The following is a 12,235-nucleotide window of genomic DNA, read 5'->3' as shown; positions in this document are numbered from 1 at the left end:
GAAGGCGGTGACAGTGCGATTACGAAACTTTCGCAGTTTCAATTTTGATATGGCATCTGTGACGAAGCGCACAAAAGCATAGGAAGCTGGATGGAACAGAAAAACGCAGGCAACGAAACCCGTCTCGCCCAACGCGCAGCCCGATTGGCGGCAGATTTTCTACGCCTTGAGGCGGCCGGCGGCATTTTGTTGATCGGCGCGGCGTTGCTTGCATTGATTTGTGCGAATTCACCGCTTGAGCAGTTTTACGAACACTTCCGTGAAATGCCGTTGCAGATCCGGGTGGGTTCGCTCGATATCGCCAAGCCGATGTTGTTGTGGATCAACGATGGCTTGATGGCGGTCTTTTTTCTCTTGGTGGCCCTCGAAATCAAACGTGAGGCCATTTCCGGACAATTGTCGAAGAAGGGCCAATTGGTCTTGCCGCTGATGTGTGCGGCAGGCGGTGTCGCCGTGCCGGCATTGATCTACACGGCATTCAATCGCGGTGATGCGGCGCTGATGCGAGGTTGGGCCATTCCCACCGCGACGGACATCGCCTTTGCGCTGGGCGTGTTGTCCTTGTTGGGTTCGCGCGTGCCGAACAGCATGAAGGTGCTGCTGTCGGCCATCGCGGTGATCGACGACCTGGTGGCGATTTTGATCATCGCCATTTTCTATACCAACGAGCTCTCCATGCTGGCGTTGGGCTTTGCCGCCATCGCCGTGGCCACCATGATCGTGCTCAATCGTTGCGGCGTCCGTGCCATCACGCCGTACTTGATTCTCGGTTGTGTGGTTTGGGTGTGCGTCTTGAAATCCGGTGTCCATGCCACCTTGGCCGGTGTAGTCACCGGCTTGTGCATCCCGCACACGCGCGCGGATTCGGATCGTGCGGCATCGTCGCAAACCCCGCTCGAGTCCCTGGAGCACATCTTGCATCCATGGGTGGCGTATTTGATCTTGCCCCTGTTTGCATTCGTCAATGCCGGACTCATGATTGCCGACTTCAGCTTGGCGGACCTGGCAACGCCGCTGTCGCTCGGCGTGTTGGTGGGTCTCGTGTTGGGCAAGCCGATCGGCGTGGTCACGGTCGCCTTATTGTGTCATACCACCCGTATTGCGCGCTTGCCTTCGGATCTCAACTTCAGTGCTTTGTTGGGTCTGGGCGTTTTGTGCGGCATCGGTTTTACGATGAGCTTGTTTATTTCAGGCTTGGCCTTCGGCGAAGTCGGCGCCAATTTCGATCACAGTGTCCTGGCGATTCTCGCAGCCTCCTGTGTTGCCGCTGTGCTCGGCTATCTCTGGTTGTTTTTCACGCTGCCCAAGCGCTCAGCTTGAAGCACGCGCCAGTCGCCGCAGGGCGATGTAGAACACGCCGCCCAAGATCATCGCGCCGCCCATCCATACGCGAGACCCCGGCTGGTCACCCCACAAGAAGACGCCCAGCGCGGCGGTGATCACGGGTACCAACAGCATCCACGGCATCAATTGCGCCACCGGGTGACGCTTCACCAAGGCGAAATAAAGGCCGTGGCCCAAGAGTGAAGATACGAACGCGGAGTACGCAGCGCCGACCCAAACGCGCCATGTGAAATCCGGCAATTTCGCCAGCTGTCCCGGTTCGAATATCGCGCTGATGATCAGTAGCGGAACGATACTGAGCACCGCCATCCATCCCTGCTGCGTCCAAACGTCAATCCCTTGCAGCCCCTTCATCAGCACAGTGGCAATGGCCAGCATCAAGGCGGCGACCAACATCGTGTAGAGGGCGGCCGGGTTCGCCAACACTGCCGGATCCAAGCCCAAGACCAACACGCCCAGAAATGCGATGCCGATGGAAAGACCGGTGCGCCAGCCGAAGTGTTCGCCCAAGAAAAAGCGCCCCAAGATGACGGTCATCGGAACGTAGGATTGCGTGACGATGGCGGGCGAGGTGAGTTGTCCTGCCATGTGCAAGGCCAGAAAGCTCAACCCGAAGTGCGCCACGCCGATCAACAAGCTGACGATGGCGAGCCGCAGCCGCTGACCCTTGGGCGGCAGCTTCATCAAGAACAGCATCGGCAGCAACAGCAAGCCGAAGCGCATTGCCGTGAAAAGGAACGGTGCGGCTTCGCGCATCGCCCAGGCAGAGGTGAGGAAGTTGAACGCCCATGCAAGAACTACGAGCATCAACAGGCCGAGGTCTTTCAGGCCAAGAACGGGCTTGTGATCCATGGTCTGCGCGGCGTCAGTACGGCAGATGCAGTTTTTTGAACAGCTTGGCCAGCACCCAAGCCGGGCCGATCAAGAGATAGGTCAGATCGGTGAAGAAACTCGGTTTGCGCCCTTCGATCTTGTGACCGATGAACTGGCCGATCCATGCCAAAACGAACACCACGATCCCCATTAGCAAAAAGTTTCGCGTGCCCATTTGCGGATAGAGCCAACGCGAACTCCAAGAGATCGCCATGAAAAACACCAAGGCGCCAAAGGCCAAGGGTTTGGACAGGCGCCAATAAAACATCCACACGCCGAACATGCACAGCGCCGCCCACGTGCCCGTGCGGAACCAGGTGCCGGGAACGGGAATGCACCAGATCATGATCATGATCGACCAGAAAATCAGCGGGACACAAAACACATGGATCCACTGATTTACGGTGTTGACGTGGTCGGCGCCGTAATTGGCGAACCATCGATCGACCGGTCGCATGTTGCTGTCTGCGATTTCCACCGAGTTGTTCCCCTTCAGTCGAGGCGTATGCCCGCGATGCGATCCAAGGCTTCAGCATACTTGGCGCGGGTGCGTTCAATCACGTCGTCCGGCACTTCCGGCCCAGGCGCGGTCTTGTTCCAATCCAAGGTCTCGAGATAGTCACGGACGAACTGCTTGTCGAAACTCGGCGGGCTGGTACCGACTTGGTAGCCGTCTGCCGGCCAATAGCGCGATGAATCGGGCGTCAGCATTTCGTCCATGACATACAAAGTGCCTTGTTCGTCCAGGCCGAATTCAAACTTGGTGTCGGCAAGGATGATGCCGCGTTCCGCCGCAAAGTCGCGCGCGAAACTGTACAGCGCGAGTGTGGCCTCACGAACGCGCTCCGCAAGGTCTTGACCGATCAGTGCAACCACATCATCGAAACTGATGTTTTCGTCATGATCACCGACCGCCGCTTTGGAAGACGGGGTGAATATCGGCGCCGGCAACTGTTCGGCTTGACGCAAACCTTCGGGCAACGTGATTCCGCTCACCGCACCGGTTTTTTGATAGTCCTTCCAGCCACTCCCGATCAAGTAGCCGCGCGCGATGGCTTCGACGGGCAAGGGTTTCAGCTTCTTGGTGATGACCGATCGCAAGGCATACAGCGACGGATCGACACCCTCGGGCAAGACGGTCTCCACCGCGCGACCGGTGAGATGGTTGGGAAGAATGTGTGCGGTTTTTTCAAACCAGAAATTGCTGATCTGGCACAGCATTTCGCCCTTGCCCGGGATGGGTTTTGGCAACACCACGTCGAAGGCCGACAAGCGATCGGATGCCACCATGAGCAGGCAGCCGTCTTTCAAGTCGTACACATCGCGCACCTTGCCGCGGTGCATGAGATCGAGGCCGGGCAGGTCGGACTGCGAAAGCGTGGTGGGCACAGGCGAAGGCTCCGCAAAACGCCATTGTAATTCAGCCTCTGCGCGGGCTGGTGCCGCGAGAGGCTAAAATGCGCAGTCACCCCCGTTGCGCCAGACGCCATGCACAAGAACGCTGTGATTGCACCTTCCATCCTGTCGGCGAATTTCGCGCGTTTGGGCGAGGAAGTGGATGCGGTGCTCGCCGCGGGTGCGGATTGGGTCCATTTCGATGTGATGGACAACCACTACGTCCCCAATCTGACGATCGGGCCGTTGGTGTGTGAAGCGCTGCGCAAGCATGGTGTCACGGCGCCCATCGATGTCCACTTGATGGTCGAACCGGTGGATCGCATCGTTCCCGACTTTGCCAAGGCAGGGGCTTCGATGATCAGCTTCCATCCCGAAGCTAGCCGCCACGTCCATCGCACCGTGCAACTCATCAAGCACGAAGGCTGCAAGGCGGGTTTGGTGTTGAATCCGGCGACCCCCGTCGAGGTGCTCGATTATGTGTTGGACGAGCTGGACTATGTCTTATTGATGTCGGTGAATCCCGGCTTCGGCGGTCAGGCGTTCATTGACAGCACCTTGCAAAAACTCAAAGCGGTGCGCGAACGTATCGATCGCAGTGGGCGCGACATCCGTTTGGAAGTGGATGGCGGGGTCAAGATCGACAACATCGGCGCGATCGCCGCCGCCGGTGCCGACGCCTTTGTGGCCGGCAGCGCGATCTTCGGCGCGAAGGATTACGCGGACGTCATCTCACGGATGCGCGCGGAAATCGACGCTGCGATGGCGGCCTGATTCGCCGACAAATGAAAAGCCGACCTGCGCGCAGATCGGCTTTTGGAAAGTTGGAGGCTCCGTCCCCCGCGTTTCATCCTTGGCTATGACTTTCCATTTTGCCGACGCCCTGTGACATTTCCGTGACCGCCGAATGATTCTTGTACTCGACAACTACGACAGCTTCACGTGGAATCTCGTGCAGTACTTGCAAGGCTTGGGCGCCGATACCGAGGTGCATCGCAATGATGCGATTTCTGTGGAAGAGATCGCGGCAAAACAGCCCTCGCACATCGTGATTTCGCCGGGACCCTGTACGCCGGACGAAGCGGGAATTTCCATGGAGACCATTCGTCGCCTGGGGCCGAACATTCCGATTCTCGGCGTGTGTTTGGGGCATCAAGCAATCGGGCAAGTCTATGGCGGCAGGGTGGTGCGGGCGCGACACATCATGCATGGCAAGACTTCGCTGATGACGCATGATGGCAGTGGCGTCTTCAAGGGTTTGCCGGTGCCGTTCACCGCAACGCGTTATCACTCCTTGGTGGTGGCGCCCGACAGCTTGCCTTCCGTGTTGGAGGTCAATGCTTGGACAGACGAAGGCGATGCGCGCGTCATCATGGGGATGCGACATCAAACCCATCCCGTGCATGGGGTACAGTTCCATCCGGAGGCGATCCTGACCGAAAACGGGCACGCGCTGCTCCGTAATTTTCTAGAGATGGATGCCTGATGTCCGCTGCACAAAACCGCTTCGTCGTCTTTGATTTCGATCACACCTTGTACGAGGGTGATTCCGGTTCGCACCTGTATGCATGGCTGATTCGCCGAAGTGTCTGGCGCTGTTTGTTGGCGCTGCTGGTTGCCCCGATTGCGGCGCCGATGATTGCTTTCATGCCGACGCGTCGCACCGGGATTTCCGTGTTCGTGTGGATCGGCAGTTTGGGCGTTCATTCGATCAAAGCGTTCAACCGCTTGGTTGACGACTATGTGTTGACGCACACGGCCATGATTGATGCGCGCATTCTTCCGATCGCTTTCCGCGTGTTGAAGGAACACTTGGAGGCCGGCGACGAAGTGGTCATCGCCACGGGTGCGCCACCGGAGCTTGCCAGTGCGATCTTTAGATTCGTCGAGCACACCCCGGTGCCGGTGATCGGGACGGTGATGAAGCCGTTCCTGGGTGGCATGGTCGCGGGGCAGCACTGCCATTTCGAAAACAAAATGGTCATGCTGCGTGCGGCCGGGCATACCCGTGACGTGGATCGTGCTTATTCGGACAGTCGGGCGGATTTGCCGCTGCTGCGCGCGGCCAAATCCCCCGTGGTGGTGAATCCCAATGCATCGTCGGTGGATGACTTCAAGCGTGTGTTGGGTGCCGACACACCGGTGTTGAATTGGGGTTGCAAGGATCGCGCAGGTGATCCGGTCGCCGCTTAAGCGGTCAGATATTTAACGAAGCGGACGGTGCCGTCGCTATAGCCGTTGTCGCGGTAGAACTTGTGTGCGTCCGTGCGTTGCGAGCCGCTGGTGATTTCAATGCGCGCCGCGCCGCCGGCGCGACCGCGACGTTCCGCTTCGCGCAGGAGCTGTTTGCCCAGGCCGCGGCCTTGTGCCTCCGGTGTGACCACCATCGCCGTGATCCGGCAGGTGGTGGTGTCGAGCGGCAGGTAATACATGAAGTCCAATGAAATCAGACCGCAAACCACGCCACCGCAACGCGCCAACAACAGCACCTGACGGTGGTTGTCGGTGATGGCGAGAATCCGGTTGGCGGCATCTTCGCGCGCACAGGGGTAGCCGAGCGTCTCCAACAAATGCGCCACGTCCTCCGCATCCATGAGCGTCGCGACGCTGACGTCGGCGTCAGGGAGGCTACCCGTGTGCGCCCAGTCGGTCATATCAGCGCGTGGCGTACAACACGATGGTCTTGCCGCGTGCGTGCAACATGCCGTCGGCCTGCAGTTTCTTCAGCACGCGTCCTGCCATTTCGCGGGAACAGCCGACCAAACGCGCGATCTCCTGCCGTGAAATCCGCAATTGCGTACCCTGCGGATGGCTCATGGCATCGGGTTCCAGCGCCAAATCATGCAAGGTGCGAACAATACGGTCGGTGACATCCAGGAACGCCAAACGACCCGCTTTGCGGCCGGTGTCGCGCAAGCGACGCGTCAGTTGCGCCCCGATCGCGAACAGGATTTTGGCCGCATCCTGCGCCAGCGGGCCGGTCAACAAGTTCATCAGGTTTTCGTAGCTGATCTCTGCCAATTCGGTTTGCACGCGGGTGCGCAAGGTCACTTCGCGTTGCGGAGATTGGATATACAACCCCATTTCGCCGACGAATTCGCCCTTGCCGTAATAGCCGAGGATCAATTCACGGCCATCTTCCTCTTCGGTCAGAATGCTGACTGAACCGCTCAGAACAAAGTACATGGTCGAGGCCGGATCGCCGGGACGAAACACGTCCACGCGCGCCGGATAGCGATGACGTTGGCATTTCGCCAGCAGCCTGTCGAGCGCGGCGGTGTCGAGAACAAGCGGGCCTGACGGCGGACGTGTGCCCAATTGGCCTGCAGAAAGCGGATAGATCATGCGTTACCGTATGGAATGTGTGCCACGTCCCATTATTGCACCCCTGTGCGCCCATACATAGTGCAGGGCCATCTCTCTTACACCTTCAGCAGGGATGCCGCATAATTGGCGACTCCAACAAGACCTAGAGACACGACATTGGTGAAGCCACTTCCGCGCCTGAAGCTGCAAGGTTTCAACAACCTGACGAAGTCCTTGAGCTTCAACATCTATGACGTTTGCTATGCGTCTTCCGAGGACGAGCGCCAGCGCTACATCGAATATATCGATGAAGAATACAACGCCGACCGTCTGACCCAGATCCTGACCGACGTGGCCGAGATCATCGGTGCCAACATCCTGAACATCGCGCGCCAGGATTACGATCCGCAGGGCGCGTCGGTGACGATCCTGATTTCCGAACAGCCGGTGATCGACAAGGCCGATGCCAAGGGTGTCATCTCCGACGCGGTCGTGGCGCATTTGGATAAATCGCACATCACGGTGCACACCTATCCCGAGACCCATCCGGACAACGGCATCGCCACCTTCCGTGCCGATATCGATGTGTCGACCTGCGGCGTGATTTCACCGCTGAAGGCGCTGAACTATTTGATCGAGTCGCTGGAAAGCGACATCGTGGTGATGGACTACCGCGTCCGCGGCTTCACCCGCGACATCAAGGGCAAGAAGCATTTCATCGATCACAAGATCAATTCGATCCAGGACTATCTGGCGAAGAACGTGAAATCGCGTTATGAAATGCTCGACGTGAACGTCTACCAGGAAAACACCTTCCACACGAAGATGCACCTGAAGGACTTCGATTTGGATAACTACCTGTTCGAAGAGAAATCACGCAATTTGTCGTTCAAAGAACGCATGAAGATCGAAGCGCGATTGAAGCGCGAGATCGAAGAGCTGTATCACGGCCGCAATCTGATCGACTGATCAGTAAAAAAATGGGGTCAGAAGAAATTTTGCCGCCGATTGCAGGGCGAACCGATGGCTTCAATCGGCAAAATTTCTTCTGACCCCATTTTTTTATACGCGATAGGCGACTGTTTTCATCAGTCGCGATGCCAAGGACATCACGCCGGCGACAGGTCGCGGCAGGATTCGCGCACCGGCGGCTTCGGCATGGTCTGCATGGCGGGCTTCGTCTTCTTTCATGACCTGAAGGATTTTCCGGCTGCGGAGGTCTTCGGCCGGAAGGGTTTCCAGATGTTCTTGTAGATGCGCTTCTACCTGCCGCTCGGTCTCGACCACAAAACCGAGATTCCAGCCGTCCCCGCGCAAGCCGGCCAGCACGCCGATGGCATGGCTGCCGGCATACCAAAGGGGATTGAGCAGGCTGGGGCGACTTTCGAGCTCGTCGAGCCGCTCCGCGCACCAGGCCAAATGGTCGGTTTCTTCTTGGGCGGCGGCGAGCAGGTGGGCGCGCGTCTCGGGATCCCGTGCGACAGCGGCCTGGCCGAAATACAGCGCTTGGGCGCAGACTTCGCCGACGTGATTGATGCGCATTAGGCCGGCCGCATGGCGGCGCGCCGATTCATCCAAAACCACTTCAGGCTCAGGGTCTGCAGGATTTGCGCGTTCGGCGTGTGGACGCCCGAAGACGGTGACGAGGCCGTTCTGGGCGTCGGCCAGCCAGCGGTCCACGGGCCCCAAGGCTCGGAAGTCAGCGTGGCGATGCGAGGCGTTTTCACTCATGGCGCCATTATGCCCATGGCGGCCGACCGCACGACAACTTGCACGCGCCCGGAAAGGCGACTATAATTCCGCTTCTTTTGTTCCACCCCATCAGACATCGCGAGGCAAAATTCCGCCAACTTGGCGAAATCAGCCCGACCATGTACCGATACCCACACGAGTAAGCTCATGAAGACTTTTTCCGCCAAAGCTGACAACGTGCAGCAAGATTGGTACGTGGTAGATGCCGAAGGCCAAACCCTCGGCCGACTCTGCGTCGAAATCGCACACCGCCTCCGTGGCAAGCACAAGCCTGTCTACACCCCGCATATGGACACCGGCGACTACATCGTCGTGATCAATGCCGAGAAGATTGCCGTCACCGGCAACAAGCTCAAAGACAAGAAATATCACCGCTTCACCGGTTACATCGGTAACTTGAAGACCGAAAGCCTGGGCGAAGCGCTGGACCGTCATCCGGAACGCGTCATCGAAACCGGCGTGAAAGGCATGCTGCCGAAGAATCCGCTGGGCCGTGCGATGTACCGCAAGCTCAAAGTGTATGCAGGTCCGAACCACCCGCATGCTGCCCAACAACCGCAGCCGCTGCAATTCTGAGGTCCGTAGATCATGGCTATCCAACAAAACTACGGCACCGGCCGTCGCAAGTCCTCCACCGCTCGCGTGTTCCTGCGCAAGGGTGACGGCAAAATCACCATCAATGGCCGCAGCATCGAAGAATTCTTCGGTCGCGAAACCGCGCGCATGATTGTTCGCCAACCGCTGGAACTGACGCAGTCGACCGACAAGTTCGACGTGTTCGTGACCGCGGCAGGCGGTGGCACCACCGGTCAAGCCGGTGCCATTCGTCTCGGCATCGCACGCGCACTGGTTGAATACGACGAATCGCTGAAGAGCGAACTCCGCAAAGCAGGCTTCATGACCCGCGATGCGCGTGAAGTCGAACGTAAGAAGGTCGGTTTGCACAAAGCCCGCCGCGCAACCCAGTACTCGAAGCGTTAATCGGGTCGCGTTTGCGAATCAAGAAAACCCGCGTTTCCACGCGGGTTTTTTTGTGTCTGTTGTCTTAAAGTTGTGGGCATGAGCGAAGAGACTTTTTCACCGCCGTACAGCAGCTTGGCCGACTTCGAGCAAGACGTGCGCTTGCACGGGTATGCCGCTCTGGCGACGCCGGACTTCGAGCGCTTGACCGGCGTGCGCAGCCAAGAATTCAAAGCCTTGGAGCCGAGCTGGGAGAATCTTCCCGCCGACGAATGGCTGCGTGATGGTGGCAAGTACCGGTTCCGCCGGCATGCGAGCTTGGTGGTTGAGAACGGTGAGATCGCGTTGCAGCCGCATCGTGCCCACTTCCAGCCTGTGGATTACAACGCCTTGCATGGCGGCTTGCACCGCATGTTCGAACCCATTGACGCCGATACGCTGGCGCAAACGGCTTGGCAGCGAATGCTGTTGTCGCTCGCACGCGTGTGCGATGACGTTCGCGGGACATCGACAAAATGGTTTGTCGAAGCGCATCAATTTCGCATCGATACCGGCGATGGGTTGGGGCGCCCGACGCCGGAAGGCGCGCATCGGGATGGTGTGGATTTTGTTGCTGTGATTTTGGTGGATCGCGTCAACATCACCGGCGGGGAAACCCGCGTGTTTGATTACAACGGACCGAACGGCCAACGTTTCGTACTTCGCGCGCCATGGAGTTTGTTGTTCATGGAAGACGCGCGGGTAATTCATGAGAGCACGCCGATTCGCCGCGAGGTTGAGGAGCGGGCGGGGCATCGGGATACGTTGGTGCTGACGTTTCGGGCGAAGGGGTTTATTGGGGAGGGGTGAGGGGAGCTTTCCCTTCTCCACACAGTGGAGAAGGTGGCGCGCAGCGCCGGATGAGGCGCTTTTCTGGGACAATACGTTTTTCGAAAGCATTGGATCTTGGATGAAACTCGGTTCTTTGAAAGAAGGCGGTCGTGACGGCACTTTGATTGTGGTGTCGCGTGATTTGACGCGCGCCGTTCGCGCCACCGGCATTGTCGACACGATGCAACATGCCTTGGAAGATTGGTCGAATATCGCGCCGCGTTTGAATGCCCTCTCGGAGCAATTGAATGCTGGGAACGCGGAAGGTGCATTCGACGTTGATTTCAATGCGCTGGCCGCGCCGATGCCGCGCGCCTATGAATTTGTCGACGGCAGTGCCTACCTTCCGCACGTCGAGCGCGTTCGTCGCGCCCGCGGTGCCGAAGTGCCGGAGAGTTTCTATGTCGATCCGTTGATGTACCAGGCCGTGAGCGCCGGCTTCTACGGGCCGCGCGATGCCGTCTTGGTGGCGTCGGAAGACTACGGCATCGACCTCGAGGCGGAAGTGGTCGTGGTCACCGATGACGTCCCGGCAGGCGCTTCTCCGGAAACCGCTGCAGGCCATATCCAGCTGGTCGGTTTGGTCAATGACGTCAGCTTGCGTGGTCTGATTCCGGGTGAATTGGCAAAAGGCTTCGGCTTCCTGCAATCCAAGCCGCGCTCGGCGCTGTCGCCGGTGTTCGTCACACCCGATGAGCTCGGCGACGCTTGGAAGGATGCCAAAGTCCATTTGCCGATGCTGACCCACATCAACGGCAAATGGTTCGGCGCGCCGGAAGCGGGCGTCGACATGCAATTCAATTTCGGACAACTGGTGGCGCACGCCGCGAAGACGCGTCCGCTCTCTGCCGGCACCATCGTTGGTTCGGGCACCGTCGCCAATCAAGACACCACGCTCGGGGCCTCTTGTTTCGCCGAGCAGCGCACCGTCGAAACCCTGCGTGATGGCAAGCCGTCGACGCCGTTCATGAAGTTCGGTGATACCGTTCGAATCGAGATGTTGGACAAATCCGGTGCCTCCGTCTTCGGCGCCATTGAACAGCGCATAGAAAAACAGCCATGAACCCAGATGCTCTCGTCCTGTATTCCTACTGGCGTTCCAGCGCGGCCTACCGCGTGCGGATCGGCCTGAACCTCAAAGGTTTGGCGTACGACATCGTGCCGGTGCATCTGGTGCGGGGCGGGGGAGAGCAACACTCGGCGGAACACGCGCAACGCAATCCGCAGGAATTGGTGCCGGTACTCGCGCACGGGGATCGCCTGCTGACTCAGTCGATGGCAATCCTTGAATACCTGGATGAAACCTATCCTGATTCGCCGGCGCTGCTGCCGGTGAATGCCCGCGAACGCGCGCTGGTGCGTGCGCTCGCACAAGTGATCGCCTGCGATATCCATCCGCTCGGCAACTTGCGCGTTTTGCAGTATTTGACCGACCCGTTGGGGATCGAAGAATCGCAACGTACGGAATGGTCACGCCATTGGATCGGTGTCGGATTGGATGCGTTCGAAGCATTGCTGGAACAACATGGCATCGAAGGCGATTTCTGCGCCGGTGACCGACCGGGCTTGGCGGAATGTTTCTTGATCCCGCAGATGTATAACGCACGTCGCGTCGGTTTGGATTTCGCGCGCTGGCCGACACTGGCGCGCATCGAAGCCGCATGTGCGGATTTGCCGGCGTTCAAGGACGCGCATCCGGCCGCGCAAACGGATGCGCAGCCGGCGTGATTCAAAT

General features: G+C 58.7%; 16 protein-coding genes. 10 read left to right on the top strand and 6 right to left on the bottom strand.

Annotated elements, in window-relative coordinates; genetic code table 11:
• The first annotated feature begins 90 nt into the window (after positions 1 to 90).
• On the top strand, positions 91 to 1,320 hold the full coding sequence (nhaA, locus tag H8L67_RS09280; RefSeq protein ID WP_220379550.1) for a Na+/H+ antiporter NhaA: 1,230 nt from the start codon (positions 91 to 93) through the stop codon (positions 1,318 to 1,320).
• On the opposite strand, the gene H8L67_RS09275 is transcribed toward nhaA, so the two are convergent.
• From H8L67_RS09275 to H8L67_RS09265, 3 genes are read right to left on the bottom strand one after another with little or no spacing between them, the layout of a single operon-like run.
• Positions 1,312 to 2,196, bottom strand: coding sequence for a DMT family transporter (locus H8L67_RS09275; protein WP_220379549.1), 885 nt, complete (start codon positions 2,194 to 2,196; stop codon positions 1,312 to 1,314). The genes nhaA and H8L67_RS09275 overlap by 9 nt on opposite strands.
• A gap of 13 nt (positions 2,197 to 2,209) precedes the next feature.
• Complete coding sequence (locus tag H8L67_RS09270; protein ID WP_434063400.1) at positions 2,210 to 2,695, bottom strand: Mpo1 family 2-hydroxy fatty acid dioxygenase; 486 nt, start codon at positions 2,693 to 2,695, stop codon at positions 2,210 to 2,212.
• Between the two features lie 14 nt (positions 2,696 to 2,709).
• The gene (locus H8L67_RS09265; RefSeq protein ID WP_220379547.1) at positions 2,710 to 3,606 is read right to left on the bottom strand and encodes a phosphoribosylaminoimidazolesuccinocarboxamide synthase; all 897 of its coding nucleotides are present in this window, start codon (positions 3,604 to 3,606) and stop codon (positions 2,710 to 2,712) included.
• Positions 3,607 to 3,705: 99 nt separating this feature from the next.
• Here H8L67_RS09265 and rpe point away from each other — a divergent pair, with 99 nt between their 5' ends.
• The 3 genes from rpe (at position 3,706) to H8L67_RS09250 (ending at position 5,805) form a co-directional block, all read left to right on the top strand.
• Positions 3,706 to 4,386: a ribulose-phosphate 3-epimerase gene (gene rpe / locus H8L67_RS09260; protein ID WP_220379544.1), complete on the top strand. Its 681-nt coding sequence runs from the start codon at positions 3,706 to 3,708 to the stop codon at positions 4,384 to 4,386.
• A gap of 133 nt (positions 4,387 to 4,519) precedes the next feature.
• Positions 4,520 to 5,098: an anthranilate synthase component II gene (locus tag H8L67_RS09255; protein WP_220379543.1), complete on the top strand. Its 579-nt coding sequence runs from the start codon at positions 4,520 to 4,522 to the stop codon at positions 5,096 to 5,098.
• Positions 5,098 to 5,805, top strand: a complete 708-nt coding sequence (locus H8L67_RS09250; RefSeq protein WP_220379540.1) for a haloacid dehalogenase-like hydrolase — start codon at positions 5,098 to 5,100, stop codon at positions 5,803 to 5,805. Before H8L67_RS09255 ends, H8L67_RS09250 begins: the two co-directional genes overlap by 1 nt.
• Here H8L67_RS09250 and H8L67_RS09245 read toward each other — a convergent pair.
• Together H8L67_RS09245 and crp are read right to left on the bottom strand one after the other, a co-directional pair.
• Positions 5,802 to 6,266, bottom strand: coding sequence for a GNAT family N-acetyltransferase (locus H8L67_RS09245; protein WP_255555961.1), 465 nt, complete (start codon positions 6,264 to 6,266; stop codon positions 5,802 to 5,804). The two genes, H8L67_RS09250 and H8L67_RS09245, sit on opposite strands and share 4 nt — an antisense overlap.
• A 1-nt stretch (position 6,267) precedes the next feature.
• A complete protein-coding gene (gene crp, locus H8L67_RS09240) occupies positions 6,268 to 6,957 on the bottom strand; it encodes a cAMP-activated global transcriptional regulator CRP (RefSeq protein ID WP_220379539.1) in 690 nt (229 codons plus the stop codon).
• A 138-nt stretch (positions 6,958 to 7,095) separates the two neighbouring features.
• Between crp and speD the strand changes: the two genes are divergently transcribed.
• Positions 7,096 to 7,887 (top strand): adenosylmethionine decarboxylase, encoded by a 792-nt coding sequence (gene speD, locus H8L67_RS09235; protein WP_220379537.1) that lies wholly within the window; start codon positions 7,096 to 7,098, stop codon positions 7,885 to 7,887.
• A 93-nt stretch (positions 7,888 to 7,980) separates the two neighbouring features.
• Here speD and coq7 read toward each other — a convergent pair whose 3' ends face one another.
• Positions 7,981 to 8,649: a 2-polyprenyl-3-methyl-6-methoxy-1,4-benzoquinone monooxygenase gene (gene coq7, locus H8L67_RS09230; RefSeq protein ID WP_220379536.1), complete on the bottom strand. Its 669-nt coding sequence runs from the start codon at positions 8,647 to 8,649 to the stop codon at positions 7,981 to 7,983.
• Between the two features lie 168 nt (positions 8,650 to 8,817).
• Between coq7 and rplM the strand changes: the two genes are divergently transcribed.
• The 5 genes from rplM to maiA all read left to right on the top strand — a co-directional run bounded on the left by rplM (position 8,818) and on the right by maiA (position 12,228).
• Positions 8,818 to 9,246, top strand: a complete 429-nt coding sequence (rplM, locus tag H8L67_RS09225) for a 50S ribosomal protein L13 (protein WP_220379535.1) — start codon at positions 8,818 to 8,820, stop codon at positions 9,244 to 9,246.
• A 12-nt stretch (positions 9,247 to 9,258) separates the two neighbouring features.
• Entirely contained in the window at positions 9,259 to 9,651 is a 393-nt protein-coding gene (rpsI, locus tag H8L67_RS09220; protein ID WP_220379534.1) for a 30S ribosomal protein S9, read from the top strand.
• Positions 9,652 to 9,729: 78 nt separating this feature from the next.
• Positions 9,730 to 10,479 carry a 2OG-Fe dioxygenase family protein gene (locus H8L67_RS09215; protein WP_220379533.1) on the top strand — a complete coding sequence of 250 codons (750 nt, stop codon included), beginning with the start codon at positions 9,730 to 9,732 and terminating at the stop codon, positions 10,477 to 10,479.
• Positions 10,480 to 10,579: 100 nt separating this feature from the next.
• Positions 10,580 to 11,563: a fumarylacetoacetate hydrolase family protein gene (locus H8L67_RS09210; protein ID WP_220379532.1), complete on the top strand. Its 984-nt coding sequence runs from the start codon at positions 10,580 to 10,582 to the stop codon at positions 11,561 to 11,563.
• Positions 11,560 to 12,228, top strand: a complete 669-nt coding sequence (gene maiA / locus H8L67_RS09205; RefSeq protein ID WP_220379531.1) for a maleylacetoacetate isomerase — start codon at positions 11,560 to 11,562, stop codon at positions 12,226 to 12,228. The genes H8L67_RS09210 and maiA overlap by 4 nt, the downstream gene beginning before the upstream one ends.
• Positions 12,229 to 12,235 lie beyond the last annotated feature (7 nt).

Source organism: Lysobacter soyae (assembly GCF_019551435.1).
In the GTDB taxonomy this organism is placed as follows: Bacteria; Pseudomonadota; Gammaproteobacteria; order Xanthomonadales; family Xanthomonadaceae; genus Solilutibacter; species Solilutibacter soyae.
Note: the sequence above shows the minus strand (reverse complement) of the source record. Positions and strands in the feature narration are given on the sequence as shown.